General features: G+C 51.2%; 17 protein-coding genes. 10 read left to right on the top strand and 7 right to left on the bottom strand.

The annotated features are described in order from the left end of the window. The first annotated feature begins 151 nt into the window (after positions 1 to 151). The 5 genes from KHQ09_RS15060 (at position 152) to KHQ09_RS15040 (ending at position 6,973) form a co-directional block, all read left to right on the top strand. Positions 152 to 1,318 carry a phosphoserine transaminase gene (locus tag KHQ09_RS15060; protein WP_213599103.1) on the top strand — a complete coding sequence of 389 codons (1,167 nt, stop codon included), beginning with the start codon at positions 152 to 154 and terminating at the stop codon, positions 1,316 to 1,318. A 118-nt stretch (positions 1,319 to 1,436) separates the two neighbouring features. Further along, positions 1,437 to 3,038: a phosphoglycerate dehydrogenase gene (gene serA / locus KHQ09_RS15055; RefSeq protein WP_213599101.1), complete on the top strand. Its 1,602-nt coding sequence runs from the start codon at positions 1,437 to 1,439 to the stop codon at positions 3,036 to 3,038. A 130-nt stretch (positions 3,039 to 3,168) separates the two neighbouring features. Beyond that, on the top strand, positions 3,169 to 3,690 hold the full coding sequence (locus KHQ09_RS15050) for a GNAT family N-acetyltransferase (protein WP_213599099.1): 522 nt from the start codon (positions 3,169 to 3,171) through the stop codon (positions 3,688 to 3,690). A gap of 205 nt (positions 3,691 to 3,895) precedes the next feature. Then, entirely contained in the window at positions 3,896 to 5,185 is a 1,290-nt protein-coding gene (locus tag KHQ09_RS15045; RefSeq protein ID WP_213599097.1) for an adenylosuccinate synthase, read from the top strand. 321 nt (positions 5,186 to 5,506) lie between these two features. Next, positions 5,507 to 6,973 (top strand): transcriptional regulator, encoded by a 1,467-nt coding sequence (locus tag KHQ09_RS15040; protein ID WP_213599095.1) that lies wholly within the window; start codon positions 5,507 to 5,509, stop codon positions 6,971 to 6,973. A gap of 127 nt (positions 6,974 to 7,100) precedes the next feature. Here the strand turns inward: KHQ09_RS15040 and rpoH are convergent, their stop codons facing one another. Continuing rightward, positions 7,101 to 7,976, bottom strand: a complete 876-nt coding sequence (gene rpoH, locus KHQ09_RS15035; RefSeq protein ID WP_022710551.1) for an RNA polymerase sigma factor RpoH — start codon at positions 7,974 to 7,976, stop codon at positions 7,101 to 7,103. A gap of 306 nt (positions 7,977 to 8,282) precedes the next feature. Continuing rightward, positions 8,283 to 9,296, bottom strand: a complete 1,014-nt coding sequence (locus KHQ09_RS15030) for an RluA family pseudouridine synthase (RefSeq protein ID WP_213599093.1) — start codon at positions 9,294 to 9,296, stop codon at positions 8,283 to 8,285. 53 nt (positions 9,297 to 9,349) lie between these two features. Between KHQ09_RS15030 and KHQ09_RS15025 the strand changes: the two genes are divergently transcribed. Together KHQ09_RS15025 and KHQ09_RS15020 are read left to right on the top strand one after the other, a co-directional pair. Continuing rightward, positions 9,350 to 9,826, top strand: coding sequence for a hypothetical protein (locus tag KHQ09_RS15025; protein WP_075657321.1), 477 nt, complete (start codon positions 9,350 to 9,352; stop codon positions 9,824 to 9,826). A 340-nt stretch (positions 9,827 to 10,166) separates the two neighbouring features. Further along, complete coding sequence (locus tag KHQ09_RS15020; RefSeq protein ID WP_028233722.1) at positions 10,167 to 10,592, top strand: Fur family transcriptional regulator; 426 nt, start codon at positions 10,167 to 10,169, stop codon at positions 10,590 to 10,592. Positions 10,593 to 11,007: 415 nt separating this feature from the next. Here the strand turns inward: KHQ09_RS15020 and KHQ09_RS15015 are convergent, their stop codons facing one another. The 3 genes from KHQ09_RS15015 to KHQ09_RS15005 all read right to left on the bottom strand — a co-directional run bounded on the left by KHQ09_RS15015 (position 11,008) and on the right by KHQ09_RS15005 (position 13,328). Next, a complete protein-coding gene (locus KHQ09_RS15015; RefSeq protein WP_213599091.1) occupies positions 11,008 to 12,090 on the bottom strand; it encodes a sensor histidine kinase in 1,083 nt (360 codons plus the stop codon). A 126-nt stretch (positions 12,091 to 12,216) separates the two neighbouring features. Beyond that, positions 12,217 to 12,381 carry a DUF1328 domain-containing protein gene (locus KHQ09_RS15010; RefSeq protein WP_022711298.1) on the bottom strand — a complete coding sequence of 55 codons (165 nt, stop codon included), beginning with the start codon at positions 12,379 to 12,381 and terminating at the stop codon, positions 12,217 to 12,219. 149 nt (positions 12,382 to 12,530) lie between these two features. Continuing rightward, a complete protein-coding gene (locus KHQ09_RS15005; RefSeq protein WP_075657367.1) occupies positions 12,531 to 13,328 on the bottom strand; it encodes a response regulator in 798 nt (265 codons plus the stop codon). A 279-nt stretch (positions 13,329 to 13,607) separates the two neighbouring features. On the opposite strand from KHQ09_RS15005, the gene KHQ09_RS15000 reads away from it, so the two are divergent. From KHQ09_RS15000 to KHQ09_RS14990, 3 genes are all read left to right on the top strand, one after another. Next, on the top strand, positions 13,608 to 13,823 hold the full coding sequence (locus tag KHQ09_RS15000; RefSeq protein WP_033316082.1) for a NepR family anti-sigma factor: 216 nt from the start codon (positions 13,608 to 13,610) through the stop codon (positions 13,821 to 13,823). A 5-nt stretch (positions 13,824 to 13,828) separates the two neighbouring features. Then, positions 13,829 to 14,377, top strand: coding sequence for an RNA polymerase sigma factor (locus KHQ09_RS14995; RefSeq protein WP_022711295.1), 549 nt, complete (start codon positions 13,829 to 13,831; stop codon positions 14,375 to 14,377). A 63-nt stretch (positions 14,378 to 14,440) separates the two neighbouring features. Beyond that, positions 14,441 to 15,541 carry a diacylglycerol/lipid kinase family protein gene (locus tag KHQ09_RS14990; RefSeq protein ID WP_213599088.1) on the top strand — a complete coding sequence of 367 codons (1,101 nt, stop codon included), beginning with the start codon at positions 14,441 to 14,443 and terminating at the stop codon, positions 15,539 to 15,541. Here the strand turns inward: KHQ09_RS14990 and KHQ09_RS14985 are convergent. After that, the gene (locus KHQ09_RS14985) at positions 15,538 to 15,774 is read right to left on the bottom strand and encodes a hypothetical protein (RefSeq protein WP_022711293.1); all 237 of its coding nucleotides are present in this window, start codon (positions 15,772 to 15,774) and stop codon (positions 15,538 to 15,540) included. The genes KHQ09_RS14990 and KHQ09_RS14985 overlap by 4 nt on opposite strands. A gap of 90 nt (positions 15,775 to 15,864) precedes the next feature. Continuing rightward, positions 15,865 to 16,323, bottom strand: a complete 459-nt coding sequence (locus KHQ09_RS14980) for a hypothetical protein (RefSeq protein WP_116089025.1) — start codon at positions 16,321 to 16,323, stop codon at positions 15,865 to 15,867. Position 16,324: the final 1 nt, after the last annotated feature.

Genomic DNA, 16,324 nt, shown 5'->3' with positions numbered 1-16,324 from the left:
TTGATGCGGATGATGTAATTTTGTCGCAGATGATAAATTCTGTGACGGTTTCGTTTCTGACCCACTTGCGCGTGGTGCAGCTTTTATATAGCTTCGTCAGTGGGCCACTTCTCCCCAACGGGAAGCGTGCTATCTGAAAGGGTAGATACAGATGACGACTTTTCCAAAGCCAGACATCCGTCCGGCTAATGCACAATTTTCTTCAGGTCCTTGCACCAAGCGTCCAGGCTGGACATTGGAAGCGCTTACAGATGCACCGCTCGGACGGTCGCACCGCGCTAAACTCGGCAAGACAAAGCTCAAAGCAGCGATTGACCTGACCCGTGAAATTCTTCAGATTCCAGCAGATTACCGCATCGGCATTGTACCGGCATCGGATACCGGTGCGATGGAAATGGCTTTGTGGTCACTGCTTGGTGAGCGCGGCGTTGATATGGTCGCGTGGGAAAGCTTCGGTGCCGGTTGGGTCACCGATGTTGTAAAGCAGCTTCAGCTCAAAGATGTCCGCACATTTGATGCGCCTTATGGTGAAATTGTTGATTTCGCTAAAGTGGATTTCGACCGTGATGTGGTTTTCACATGGAACGGCACCACTTCCGGCGTTCGTGTGCCGAATGCAGATTTCATTCCGGCAGACCGTAAAGGTCTGACCATTTGTGATGCCACCTCTTCGGCTTTTGCGCAGGATATGGATTACAGCAAGCTCGATGTCGTTACTTTCTCATGGCAGAAAGTACTCGGCGGTGAGGGCGCACATGGTATGCTGATCCTTTCCCCGCGCGCAGTAGAGCGCCTTGAAAGCTATAAGCCTCAATGGCCGCTGCCGAAAATCTTCCGCATGACCAAAGGCGGCAAGCTGATTGAAGGTATCTTCACCGGCGAAACCATCAACACACCTTCGATGCTCTGCGTTGAAGATTATCTGGATGCGCTGCAATGGGCGCAGTCGATCGGTGGTCTTCAGGGTCTGATGGCGCGTGCGAATAAGAATTTTGCCGTGCTCAATGATTTTGTGGAAAAGAGCGACTGGCTTGCCAATCTGGCTATTGTGCCGGAAACGCGTTCCAATACCTCTGTTTGCCTGTCGATCAAAGATGCACAGGTTGCAGCGCTGCCAGCAGATGCTCAGGCTGCTTTTGCGAAAGCGATTGTAACCCTGCTGGAAAAAGAAGGCGTGGCCTTTGATATCGGTGCCTATCGTGATGCACCGTCGGGGCTGCGTATCTGGACCGGTGCAACGGTTGAAACATCAGACTTGCAGGCATTGTTGCATTGGCTCGACTGGGCATTTCAGACACAAAAAGCACAGCTTTCCTAAGATCATTCATACGGCCGCAAGGCTCTTCTGAAAAATTGTAATGCCCGCTGCAACTGTGTTGGGACGGTTGCGGCACACCACCCTTATTTTCTGCTATCACACAATTACGGAGGCCGTTATGGCACCTCGCGTTCTCGTTTCGGATAAATTGTCGCCAACCGCAGTGCAGATCTTCAAAGATCGCGGCGTTGAAGTGGATTATTTGCCGGATCTCGGAAAAGACAAAGAAAAACTGCTCGAAGTTATCTGCCAATATGATGGTCTGGCGATCCGTTCCGCTACCAAAGTGACCGATAAGCTGATTGCAGCAGCAAAGAACCTTAAAGTGGTTGGCCGCGCCGGTATCGGTGTGGACAATGTGGATATTCCGGCTGCCTCGCGCCGCGGTATCATCGTGATGAATACGCCTTTTGGTAATTCGATCACCACTGCGGAACATGCGATTGCGCTGATGTTTGCTGTTGCCCGCCAGCTGCCGGAAGCTGACCAGTCAACCCGCGCCGGTAAGTGGGAAAAGAACCGCTTCATGGGTGTGGAAATCACCGGCAAGACGCTCGGTGTCATCGGTTGCGGTAATATCGGTTCGATTGTTGCGACCCGTGCCATTGGCCTCAAAATGCATGTGGTGGCTTTCGATCCGTTCCTCTCCGAAGGCCGTGCGGAAGAACTGGGTGTTGAGAAAGTCGAACTGGACGATCTGCTGGCACGCGCTGATTTCATCAGCCTGCATACGCCGATGACCGACAAGACCCGCAATATCATCAATGCTGAAAACATCGCCAAGATGAAAGACGGCGTGCGCATCATCAATTGTGCCCGTGGTGGTCTGATTGTTGAAGCTGATCTGGTTGCAGCCCTGAAGTCGGGCAAAGTCGCCGGTGCCGGTATTGACGTGTTTGAAGTAGAACCGGCAACAGAATCCGAATTGTTTAATTTGCCGAATGTGGTCTGTACCCCGCATCTTGGTGCTTCGACCTCGGAAGCGCAGGAAAATGTGGCGCTGCAGGTTGCCGAGCAGATGGCTGACTATCTTATCAAGGGCGCTGTCACCAATGCGATCAACATGCCGTCGATCACTGCGGAAGAAGCGCCGCGCCTCAAGCCGTTTGTAAAATTGGCTGAAGTTCTGGGTGCCTTTATCGGTCAGGTGACGGATGAACCTATTCAGGAAGTCGAAATCCTGTTTGACGGTTCCACCGCAGCTATGAATACCCGTGCTCTGATGAGTGCAGCGCTTGCCGGTCTGATCCGTCCGCAGGTCTCTGATGTGAATATGGTATCGGCACCGGTAATGGTGAAAGAACGCGGTATTATCGTATCAGAAGTGAAGCGCGATAAATCCGGCGTGTTCGACGGTTACATCAAGATCACTGTGCGCACGACAACCCGCACCCGTTCGATTGCCGGTACCTGCTTCTCCGATGGTAAGCCGCGCTTTATCCAGATCAAAGGTATCAATCTGGATGCGGAAGTTGGTCAGCACATGCTTTATACAACCAATAATGACACGCCGGGCATGATCGGCTGGCTGGGTACTGTTTGCGGTAATCACGGCGTGAATATTGCAAACTTCTCGCTTGGTCGTGAGCGCATGGGCGGCGATGCGATTGCGCTTCTCTATCTGGATGAGCGTATTCCGGATGCGGTTCTTGATGTGTTGCGTGCCAATGAAGCCATTGTGCAGGCACGTCCGCTGGTCTTTGATATCGCTGCGGATTGATTAAGGCGTTAAGCCCGATTATCTAAAATGAATAGGCATCCCGGAAAGCGTTTTGTGCTTTTCGGGATGTGCTTTATCAACTGACGGGAAAGTGACGATACATTCCGTCATATGAATAAAGGCAATGATTATGTCTGAGAATAAAGCGCCGCTGACTGCTGACTGGCGGCAGATGCAGTCATCCGACCTGGCGGAAGTGCATGATATGAGCTGCATAGTGCATCCGGATTTTCCTGAGGATCCTGCTATTTTTGCTGACCGGCTGAGTGTCTTTGCTGCCGGTGCTTTTGTGTTGCAGGGCGACAAACAATTGCTCGGTTATAGTTTCAGCCATCCGTGGATGCGTTTTTCCGCACCGGCGCTGAACACGCTTTTACATCAGGTGCCGGAAGGCGCAGACAGTTTCTATATGCATGATGTGGCATTGCTGCCGCAGGCACGTGCATTCGGTGCCGCACGCAAGCTGGTGACACTGCTCGTGGAAACGGCTGAAGCGCATGGTTTCGACTCACTGTCGCTGGTGGCCGTGAACGGATCGCAGCCCTATTGGGAAAAACAGGGATTCTTCGTGCAGGATGTGCCGCATTTGCAGGAAAAACTGCTCAGTTACTCCGAAGATGCCCGTTTCATGATGCGCAATCTGGCAAAATAAGCCAGTTTTTGCAGGAAGAGGTACGATTTCCGGCAATCGGGAGTCGCACTTTTTGTTGTGACGCTGTATAGAAGCTCACGTTCTGTAAAAAATCCGGGCTTGCATAAGTACGCGTTTTAGAAAGAGCGGGCCTAAAGCGGCATGTGTCACAGGCTCGATTCAAATTCCAAACAAGCTGTACATTCTGTACTGAGGAGTTTTCTTCATGGCTAATGTGATCGTCGTCGGCTCGCAATGGGGCGACGAAGGTAAAGGTAAGATCGTTGACTGGTTGTCGGAACGCGCTGATGTAATCGTGCGTTATCAGGGCGGCCACAATGCCGGTCATACTCTGGTGATTGACGGTGTAAGCTACAAGCTGGCACTGCTTCCTTCCGGCCTCGTACGCGGCAAACTTTCCGTTATCGGTAACGGCGTTGTCGTCGACCCGCATCATTTCGTGACAGAAGTTGAAAAGCTGCGCGCACAGGGTGTTGAAGTGACCCCTGAAGTTCTGCGTATTGCTGAAAATGCTCCTCTGATCCTGTCTCTGCACCGCGAACTGGATGCGATCCGTGAAGACGGTTCTGCCGGTCTGAAAATCGGCACCACCAAACGCGGTATCGGCCCTGCTTATGAAGACAAGGTTGGCCGCCGTGCAATCCGCGTGATTGATCTGGCTGAGCCTGAAAGCCTGCGTCCGAAAATTGAACGTCTGCTGACCCATCACAATGCGCTGCGCCGCGGCATGGGACTGGCTGAGATTTCCGTCGACAGCATTCATCATGAACTGACAGAAGTTGCTGACAAGATCCTGCCTTATGTGGATCAGGTCTGGAAGATTCTCGACGACAAGCGCAAAGCCGGTGCCCGTATTCTGTTTGAAGGTGCGCAGGGTGCGCTGCTCGATAACGACCACGGTACCTATCCGTTTGTAACTTCGTCCAACACTGTTGCCGGTCAGGCAGCGGCCGGTTCGGGTCTTGGCCCGACAGCAATCGGTTATGTGCTCGGTATTACCAAGGCTTACACCACCCGCGTTGGTGAAGGTCCGTTCCCGTGCGAACTGGATGATGCAATCGGTGAACATCTCTCGACCGTTGGCCGTGAAGTCGGTGTAAATACCGGTCGTTCCCGCCGTTGCGGCTGGTTCGATGCGGTGCTGGTCAAGCAGACTGTACGCACTTCCGGTATTACCGGTATTGCGCTGACCAAGCTGGACGTTCTTGACGGTCTGGACGAGATCAAAGTTTGCGTGGCTTACGAGCTGGATGGCAAGCGCATTGATTATCTGCCAGCCTCGATGGATGCACAGGCACGCGTCAAGCCGATCTATGAAACACTGGAAGGCTGGAAAGATACAACTGCCGGTGCCCGTTCATGGAATGAGCTGCCAGCACAGGCTGTGAAATATGTTCGCTATATTGAAGAGCTGATCGGCACGCCGGTTTCTATGCTCTCCACCAGCCCTGAGCGTGACGATACAATTCTGGTAACAGATCCGTTTCAGGACTAAAATTTCTGAAATCAGTGATTTGAAAAAGGCGGGATTTCGATCCCGCCTTTTTTGCTTTTTATGCCCCTTGATTGCGCAAGCGGAGTGCTCCATGTTGATCAGGGGACGATTTCAGGGTGATAGGGGACTTTTTAACGGTATTTTATCGTTTATGTTCGTCTGTAAGGTGTTGAATTACACAGTAAACTTTGCATTCGTTAAGACTTATGTTTAATAAAACATTCAGATTTCATCTGATTTTCTCATGAATAGGCTGATATGGCGCTGTACAAAAGCGCTTGGAGAGGCAGATTCAGTCGCCAGTAACGGATTTGGAAGAGTATGGCAGATTTTGCAGCGGTACTGAAAAAGACAATTGATGCTCAGGAAAATCCTGATCAGGCGCTTCGTCAGCGTGTCTATGCGAAGGCCCGCTCCACGATCGAGCAGAAGCTTACGGCTGCAAATGCGCCGGATGCGGTTGCCCAGCGTCAGCGCCAGATGCTCGAAGCGGCGATTGAGGAAGTTGAAACCGATTACCGTGCTGCCGAGCGCGCTGCTGAAGAAGCTGCACAGCCGGAGCAGGCGACTGATCCGCTGGAAGATTTTCTGAAAGCAGTTCAGGAAGCCGGTGTTGCTGATGAGCAAAATGCAGAACCTTCTGTCTTGCCGGATGATCCGCATGACAGCACATTGCATGGCAATACACAGGATGACTGGCAGAATGACCGTGATGACACATCCGGTTTTGCCGAGCGCTCCTCTTATAATGACTATGATGAAGAACCGCGCAGCCGCAGCTCCAAAGGGCTGATTGCCGGACTGATTGCAGTTCTGCTGCTTGGCGGTGCCGGTTATGCAGGCTGGACCTATCAGGATCAGATCAAGGATTATGTTTCTTCACTCACAGCCGGTTCAACGGATAGCGGTGAGGGGACAGATGCAGGCGAAGATAGCGGTGATGAACCGGACACCGGAACAACAACGCCGCCGGAAACAACACCGCCTGCAACGAATAATGACAGTGGCAGTAATGCTGATAGCAACACAACACCGGCACAGACCAAGCCTGAAGGCGAACAGAAGCTGACCCAGCGTTTGCTGCCGGATGGCAGTGAAGTGGATGCAGGGACTTCCGGTGACAAGCCGACAGTCGGTGAGGGAACCTCCAATGCACCGGTGACAGGAACTGCTCCGGCGACCAATGGTCAGCCTGCGGCTAACACGAATACACAGGCGCAGACTATTCCGGTCGGACAACCGGCTTTCTTCTATGAAGAACAGCGCGGCGGTGAAACATCGGCTGCAATCAAGGGTAATGTTGTCTGGTCAGTGGTGCAGGATTCACCGGGCGAAGGTGTGCCGGATGAACCGGCAATCCGTGCCGATGTCAGCTATCCGGACAGAAAAATCAATCTGCGCATGACCCTGCGCCGCAATGCGGATCAGTCAATTCCTGCAAGTCATCTGATCGAGATGATCTATACAGTGCCGGATGATTTCGACGGCGGTGTGATTGAGAATGTGCAGCGCGTGACCTTCAAGGATTCCGAACAGGCAGCAGGTAATCCGCTGGCAGCTATTCCGATGAAGATCGCGGATAACTTCTTCCTTGTAGCATTGAATGATGCGCGTACAGCTGTTGATATGAATCTGTCGCTGATGCGTCGTCAGCAATGGATTGATATTCCGATCACCTATCGTAATGGTCGCCGTGCGCTGATCAGCATCGAAAAAGGTGTGCCGGGTGATAAGGTCTTTGATGAAGTGCTGAAAAGCTGGGGCAACACAGCACCGGCAGCCAACTGATAGGAATAAACAGGGCAAGAGCGTGTGACGCAGATTCAACACGCTAAGCTCTGTGGTAATAAAAAACCGCCTTGTACTTTGTACAGGGCGGTTTTGTTTTTGCCGGATGCTAAACGGGATATCCGCTTTATGCAGCTTCCGCAGAGGCCATAACAGCCTCCTGTACTTTTTCAAAAGCGCGGACTTCAATCTGACGGACACGCTCACGGCTGATGCCGAATTCGGTCGACAAATCTTCAAGTGTAACCGGTTCCTCTGCCAGACGACGGGCTTCAAAAATCCGGCGTTCGCGGTCATTGAGCTTGGACATTGCTGATTCAAGCATGGTTCGGCGGCTGTTGAGCTCGTCTTCGTCAATCAGAACCTGTTCCTGAGAGGCGCTGTCATCCACCAGCCAGTCCTGCCATTCACCGCTTTCACCTTCCGAAGCGCGGATTGGCGCATTCAGAGATGCGTCGCCGCTCATACGGCGGTTCATGGATACGACTTCTTCCTCAGAAACGCTCAGGCGGTGAGCGATTTCTTTCACCTGTTCAGGGTTCAGATCGCCGTCATCCAGCGCCTGAATCTTATTCTTAGCTTTACGCAGATTGAAGAACAGGCGCTTCTGGTTTGCGGTGGTACCCATTTTGACAAGGCTCCACGACCGCAGCACATATTCCTGAATCGAGGCCTTGATCCACCACATGGCATAGGTGGCGAGGCGGAAGCCGCGTTCCGGTTCAAAACGTTTGACAGCCTGCATCAGGCCGACATTACCTTCAGAGATCACTTCACCGATCGGCAGGCCGTAGCCGCGATACCCCATGGCAATCTTGGCCACAAGACGCAGGTGACTGGTAACAAGTTTATGGGCGGCTTCCGGATCAGCATGCTCGCTATAGCGTTTTGCAAGCATATATTCTTCCTGAGGCTGAAGCATCGGGAAGCGGCGGATTTCATCGAGATATCGTGTCAGACCACCATCACCTGCGGTGATAGCCGGTAAAGTTGCACGGGCCATATAGCACCCTCCTTTTTGTGACAGGTTCCCATTGAGGCGAACCCGCGTCTGTATGATAACCATTTCAGACAGTTCGTCGCATAAAGTGAGTATATAGGAAGAATTTAGGCGAAAACACGGTCAAAGCGACAAAACACGAGAATTTTATCAAAACGACTACAGAATTAAATTTTAGAAGCGTGTTTTAATTAACATATTGAAAATAAATAATATTATTGTGACGGAATGTCTGTAAGGAAAAAACAACCGGGAGCAAACATGCCGCCGCTCCCGATTGTTACAATTATTTAATATGGCGGACAGGTTTTAATCCGCTTTAAGACCGCCATGGCGGAAGGCTTCGAGCAGAATCTGCATATCTTCCGGCATGTCAGCCGTGAATTCCATAAATTCACCGGTCATCGGATGTTCAAAAGCCAGCAACCGTGCATGCAGTGCCTGACGATGAAAATTCTGTACGGTTGTTTTCAGTTCCTCGGTCAGACGGTTGGCTTTGGTTTTATACGCACCGCCATATTCATTGTCGCCGATCAGCGGATGGCCGATATGCGCCATATGTACACGGATCTGATGGGTGCGTCCGGTTTCAAGGCGGCACTCTACGAGGGAAGCGAGTGCCGTGGCATCGCTGTTCTCACCGAAACGCTCTTCAATTGTATAATGGGTAATGGCGTAGCGGGCATCTTCACGGTCTTCACGTACCACTGCCTGTTTGGTGCGGTCACGATGTGAGCGGCCGAGATGGGCGTCAATCGTACCGGCAGGGCGCTCAGGCATACCCCAGACCAATGCCATATAGGCACGTTCCAGCATGCCGTTGCGGCCGTGATCGGCAAATTGTGCGCTTAAATTCTGGTGCGCCTTGTCATGTTTGGCGACAACCAGCACGCCGGATGTGTCTTTATCCAGCCGATGAACAATGCCCGGACGTTTGACGCCGCCGATACCGGAGAGGCTGTCACCGCAATGATGTATCAAAGCGTTAACCAAAGTTCCGGTCCAGTTGCCATTTCCCGGGTGTACAACCAGTCCGGCAGGCTTGTTGACCACAATTATGTCATTATCTTCATAAAGGAGATCAAGCGGAATGTCTTCCGGCTGTGGTTCAGCGGGTTCGGCTTCCGGAATGTGCAGTACAATCGTTGAACCTTCGCGCAATTTGTGCTTAGGCTCACTCACAGTCCGGTTGTCTACCTGTACATGGCCGGCACTTATGAGTGATTGGATGCGATTTCGTGAAAGATCAGGCGTGAGTTGAGAAGCAAGCCACTGATCCAGCCGCTTCCCTGCGGCATCTGCGTCGGCAATTAGCTCTTTCAATCGTCTCTTCCCTTCGTTATCACGCCTCGCGATATCAGTAATCGGAGACCTTAATGCAGGACCACTATTATCAAGAGCACCCGGAACAGCAGCAATATGCTGCTCAGACGTATCAGGAGCCTCAACTCGATCCGGCTATGGAACGTGTGCGTCGTAAAATGGTTCGCCTGCTGATTATATCAATCGCCATTATGGTGATAGGTCTTATGGCGGTGCTGGCTGCGGTTGTCTATAAAATCAACAAGGCACCCGATACAGCAGAAACTGAAACAGCTCAATCGGATATTCCGGGACAGGCTCCGAAAACAGACGCGCAGGCGCAGAATGCAGAAGGCAAAGCTGCCGAGCCGCTGCCAATGGTTGAATCCCAGCTGGAACTGGCTCCGGGGACACGTCTCCTGTCACAGAGCCTCTCGGGTAATCTTGTATCGCTTGAGACCCTGCTGCCGGATGGCGGTACCGAGATCATGATTTATGACTATCGCCAGTCGCGCTTTGTCGGACGTATGCGCCTCGGCAATCTCGAATAGATTTCTGTTTTGGCAGATCAGCTCCGCACCGGACAATACCGGTGCGGAGCTTTTTGTTGTCTGTAAATTTCCGCCAGGCATATATTGGGCATATATAAGTGCGGGATAAACTATTGCACAACAACAGTCTGGCCGGATCAGGGCTTTGCCTGACCGGTATTCATTTATAAGTTGCACATCAGAGATTCTTCATTCCTGCCGGTTTGACGAGAGTTCCAAGTTTTGTAAAAGTGACATCTGAAATCGTCACGGTTCAGTTCCGCTGATGGTGCAGACATAGTATGCGTGTTTCACCCGCAATTGCGCTTGGCGCTGTGTTTAAGGCACAGTGTCGGGTTCTATGGGGATTTTAATAATGAAAAATGATTATGAAAAACAGCTTCGTGATGCGGGTGTACGGATCACGCGCCCCAGACGGGTTATTTTGGATATTCTGTCGCAGACGGACGGACATCCGGATGCACTGGAAATTTTCAAGCGTGCTGTTGAAGTGGATAACAGTATTTCATTATCGACTGTCTACCGGACCATGAAATTGCTGGAAGAGCAGGGGGCTATTCACCGTCATGCTTTTGACGGCGGGCCGTCGCGTTTCGAGCAGGCAGGCAATCAGCATCACGACCATCTCATTGATATGGAAACCGGTGATGTGATCGAATTTCACTCGGAAATGATTGAGAAATTGCAGGAAGAGATAGCCCGCTCGCTGGGTTATGAAATTATCCATCACCGTTTTGAACTCTATGGACGCAAGTTGAAGAAATAAATTCCGACGCGTTTCAGAATTTATTTTTAAATAATGCAGTTTCGTGTGAAACTTATTGCCTGGATGGGCGTTATGAACCTTGTGAAAGGCTGACTTTCCGCCCCCTCACAAGTTCGGCCTTTCACCGACCGCGGGCACGCCCCCTAATCCCCGGTCCGCGCGCTCACGGAGCTGTTGTTCCGGAGCGCGCTATTTTTTTATGCCATCTAAGAGAATTAAAGGTTAGAGCGACCTTTGTGCGCCCAATGGGGCTCTAGAGCATTTCACAGTCAAGTTGGATCAACTTGACGCCCGTGATAATGCGACCAAATAAAGAATCTAGAGCGAGCGCTATGATCCAATCTGGACGTAAACCGCTCTGATGCAGCAGATTTAATATTGCGCAATGGCTCAGCAGCGGGCATTTCGGGCGAGCTTAAAAATCAAAATTCCGGTGGGGAATGCGCAGATAATATTCTACGCTCTTATCCTCAATCCTGTAGCAGGCCGTACCGCTGACGGCCTGAGGAACGATCCGCAGCAAAACTGCACTGCCGAAACGGGATGTTTCATAGGATTTTACTTTAAGGTCTGACACTTCATCATGCATGTGGTTTTCTGTAGCTAATATATCCGGCGGGCGACCTGACAGATCGTTTTCCGCCGCAGGACTTGTTTCCTTCCAATGAATAATCAAATCCATCTCGCCTTCACCGTCCGGCTCCAGCTCCGCTGAAATCGTCAGACTGCCATTTTCACAGGCCAGTGCGCCATAGGAGGCGGAATTGACAATCAATTCGTGGAAAGCAAGGCCGACATGCAGCGCTGCTCCGGGGAACAGATAAACATCTTTGCCTGTAATCGTCAGGCGCGGATCTTTGGGGTGGATATATTTTTCCAGCTGTGAATGCAGTAATTCCCGAAAGGCTGCGCCATGCCAGTTGGAATCCGTTACCAGATCCTGCGAATTGGACAGGGAATAGAGACGGCCGCGGAATTTTTGCAAGAACTGATCCACCGAGCCGGAGAACCGTGCTGTCTGCATGGCGATGCTCTGAATAATGGCCAGCAGGTTTTTTGAGCGGTGGCTGACTTCGCGCAACAAAATTTTGAGAACCTGTTCGCGGTGTTTCAGCTCGCTTATTTCAACGGCAGTCGTGACGATGCCGATAGTTTCGCCGCTTTCATCCTTGTCGGAATCGATGAAGAATTCGTACCAGCGGGGATTTTTCTTGTCGGGGAACGAAATTTCCAGACGCTGGGCATCGCCGGTCGTAAGCAATTGGTTTTTGGCAGTTGTCAGTCTGGCCGCAATATCTTTGGGCATCAGGTCGCTTTCGCTGATGCCCGTGCGCCATGGCAAAAGCCAGAACTCCGGCAGATTTTCCACCCAGGTGTAATTCATGTCCGTGGTTTGATAAAAAACCGAAACATTACTGTTTCTTATGGCTCGCAACATAGAGCGCAACCGTATCTGAGCGGCACTGCTATATCCTGAAACGGGCGAAGTAGGAGCCATAGTCTGCGCTTTCTGTGCTTAAAACCGGCATAAGCTGCGGTACAGGATTGCTCCGCACAAGACAGGTTCGGGACGCGTCGCGGGCGTCCCGTTCAGATGTTTTCGGATCGGATTGCTTTGCAGCATTTATGCTTTCCTTATGATGCTGGCAATTAGTGACAGCAACAGTAAGCCGAGGAAAATAAAGAACAGAATTTGCGCTATGCCTGTTGATGCACCGGCAATACCACCAAAACCCAAAGCACCGGCGATAATGGCGATAATCAGAAAAACAACAGCATAATATAACATGTCAACCTCCTCTTGCAGGCAGGTAAAGAATTGCCCGCTTTATGGAATGACCGGATTTTTGAAGGTCATTGCATGTTAAAATAACGCCCGTTGCGGGTTTTGGTTCCGGCTAAAGCATTTTCAGCTCAAATCCCTGTTCAATTTGCCAATTATGATGCTCTTGCCAGCGAACCTTCTTCAAAAAACAGCGCCTGACTGATAAGCGCCTTCACCATATCCGGATTGAACGGCTTGGTGACGAGGAAGGTCGGTTCCGAGCGTTCCCCTGTCAGAAGACGTTCCGGAAAAGCGGTAATGAAGATAACCGGAATTGTATCACTTTTGAGAATATCATTGACTGCATCGATGCCTGAACTGCCGTCTGCAAGCTGAATATCCGCCAGAACCATTGATGGTTTTTCTGCCTTATAAAGTGTCAGCGCTTCCTGATGGGTGCGGGCGATGCCCACAACTTCATGTCCGAGCGTCTCCACCATCTGCTCAATATCCATGGCAATCAGCGGCTCATCTTCAATAATCAGAATGCGGGTAGCAACGTGGCGGGAAATTTGTTCCGAGGCTTCCGTCAACAAGGCGGAAAAACCGGCTTCGTCCTCCTGCATAATCTCTGCGGCTTCTTTTTCATTAAAGCCTTCAACTGAAACCAGAAGAAAAGCCTGACGCGAACGCGGGGTCAGCATTGCCAAATTATTCGCTGCCCGTTTTTCCCATGCATGCTGAGAGTCGGTTTCCGGAATTTCGACAGAAGTACGGTCGAAAATACTGGAATAAAGACGATAGAGCGCTATCTTATCGGATGAGGCCTCAGGAAATACAGAAATATCATCGATCAGAGTTTCGAGAATTGCTGCAACATATGCATCTCCGGCTGACTGAGAGCCGGTCACGGCGCGCGAGAAACGGCGCAGATATGGCAAATGTGGTGCAATACGCGTGGACAATGACATTGAATGCTCCATTTATATGGGCTGATAGGATTACAGCCTGTTTATGGTTCTAACGGCTGACTATAAAAATTGTTCCTGTGTTTGGGAACTAATTATTCACGCCCGCATTATGACTTGGATACAGCGTCTCAATCGGGCAGGGTTTTAGTGCTTGAAACAGGGCCGCACCAAGGCCGCATCAAGATCACATCAGAGCCGCAACTGAGCTCTGGTGGCATTAACCGGAATACGACTGAGATGACCAACACTAAGAAACCGCTTCAGGATCAAGACAACGCTATGACCTCATTTTCGCGCGATTTTTCCGCGCAAGGCAGTTCGCAGGCAGGCAGTTTGAATAAAGGCGATGAACTGGGACCCAATTCCGAGATCGGTTCCAAATTGCGTGCTCTTTATTCCAGTATTCAGGATGAAACGATTCCTGACCGTTTTCTTGATCTTTTGGAGAAACTGGATCAGGCTGAACGTAAATCTGCTTCTCATTCAAGGAATTGACAGGAATGGCGGAGGAGAGAGACGAATTCAAGCGGCTGATGCTTGCGGCCTTGCCGGGTTTGCGGGCTTTCGCGGTATCTTTATCAGGTCAGCAGGATAAGGCTGATGATCTGGTGCAGGATACGATTATGAAAGCGTGGGGCAAGCGCGACAGTTTCGAAATGGGCACCAATATCAAAGCCTGGTTGTTTACGATTTTGCGTAATGAATTTTACAGCCAGATGCGTAAGCGCGGCCGTGAGATACAGGATACGGACGGGCTGTATACGGAGCGGTTGGCCGTTCATCCGTCTCAATACGGATCGCTGGATTTGCAGGATTTTCGCAAGGCTCTCAACGAATTGCCGGATGATCAGCGTGAAGCCATTATTCTGATCGGTGCTTCCGGCTTTTCCTATGAAGAAGCTGCGGAAATCTGTGAATGTGCTGTCGGTACAATCAAGAGCCGTGTCAGCCGTGCGCGTGTCCGGCTGCAGGAATTGCTCGATGTTAAAGGTAATTCCGATTACGGCCCCGATGATACGTCGTCCCAAGTGACGATGCGCTCTTTCTAAACGGTTTTTGCGATCATCAGAGTGTGACCGAATGATTAGCTGTCATCCGGAGCGGAGATTTATTTGAAGATTATTGCTGTTCTCAACAGTCAAAGCGGCACTTTGCGGACGATGGATATTGATGCGTTTATTGATGACGCATGCACTGCTTTTGCTGCTGAAGGGCATGAACTTTCCTGTGTATTGACGGATGGTGATGATATTCTTGCTGCTTTGGAAAAAGCCGCACAAAATCATGATTATGATGTGCTTCTGGCCGGAGGCGGTGACGGCACGATTTCTGCGGCAGCTGCACTGGCCTGGCAGAATGATAAAATTCTGGGCGTGTTGCCAGCCGGTACGATGAACCTCTTCGCCCGCTCACTGAATATTCCGCAAAATGTTACCGAGGCCATTCACGCACTGGCAAAGGCCGGTGCTGAAAATGTTGATATCGGCACCTGTAACGGCCAGTCCTTTGTGCATCAGGTGGCAATAGGCCTGCATCCGATGCTGGTCAGATATCGTGAAAAATACAGCTATGCTTCACGGGTGGGGAAAATTCTGGCGAATTTCCGCGCTATGGGGCAGCTGATTACCCATGTACCGCGCGTGAAAGCTGTTGCAGATATTGACGGGCGTGCAGTCAAAGGGGTGTATTCTGCTCTTGCCGTGTCGAACAATCCTTACGGAGACAGCGTGCTGCCTGTCGCACCGGATGTGCAGACAGGCCATCTCGGTTTTTATCTGGCAAAGCCTCTTCCCGTCAGCGGTATGCTTAAGCTGTTTTGGGATATTGCGCGCGGACAGTGGCGCAGTAATCTGGCAATTGAGGAAGACCATGCCCGTTCAGTTCAGCTGACAATCCTCAATCATAAAGCGCATCAGTATATGTCTGTTGACGGTGAACTACTGCCATTACCGGCCGAACTGGATATCCGTATTCATCCGGCGGCATTGCGCGTGCTGGTGCCGCAGAGTGAGAACTTGACTGGTCAGAATTGGCGAGCGCATGAAAACACCGCACAAATCGCTTTGTGCGGTGTTGTTTATAGCCGGAGCAATCAGAGCGTGACGCGTTTAATTGTATCCACTGCGCTCGCTCTGTCTCCTTGTGTCGCGCATGTTGTTATCGGAAAACCGGTGCCCATTTTTCCGCGACATGCTCTGGCAGAAAAGCTCTAAAGCGTTGCTGCGCCGGTCTCATCCGAACTGACGCCGAGTGTTTCCAGTGCAAGTTCAATTTCCCGCAGGTCCTTGTTCAGCCCGTCATCAGGGTCCATGCCGCCTTCTGTTGCGGCGCGCTGAAGATCGCGTGCATCTTCCTGAAGTTTCAGAATAGCAGCAGATTTATCCAGATTGGTGAGGGACATATCTGCGAGGATCTCATTAAGCTGTGCTTTTGTCGAACTGGTCATCAATGGTCTCCTTAGGGTTTGGCTTTGCGGACTGAACTCCTTGACCCGAACATTGCGGCTCTAACACTGCGAAGGGAGAGGGGGCGGAACTTATCCGCCCTGATCCTGCTTTTTATTGCCGGATTTTTTGTCCCGCGACAGCAATGTCACTGCAATCAGTCCTGCAAGCGGTACTGCTAAAGTTAAAAGCGGTTTCTTGAGCAAGGTCGGCACGGCGGCAACCGCTGCTGCTGTGAGCGCTGCATTGGTGTCAATCGCAGCGCGTCTTTCTTCTAGACGGCGTTTCTCGGCCTTATCCATCACGCGGTTGACGATATAGGCAAGGATCGCCAGCACCACACAGCCGGTTGTGATCATCAGAGCTGCGATAATCAGACCGTATTTCATCATGAGAATGAAAAAGACTGCGAGGAGCAGAAAGAACGCACCTGTGAGCAGCGCCACGGCCATAATCGCATAGAGAATGGCACTGCGCTTGGCACGCTGCGTTGCGGCCTGCACTTCGCTGCCGATAATGGCTGAAATGACCGGTGTGAACAATTTCAGCATA

Origin of the sequence: Pseudochrobactrum algeriensis, assembly GCF_018436245.1 — a bacterium.
In the GTDB taxonomy this organism is placed as follows: domain Bacteria; phylum Pseudomonadota; class Alphaproteobacteria; order Rhizobiales; family Rhizobiaceae; genus Pseudochrobactrum; species Pseudochrobactrum saccharolyticum.
This window is presented reverse-complemented; position numbering and strand designations above follow the sequence as displayed.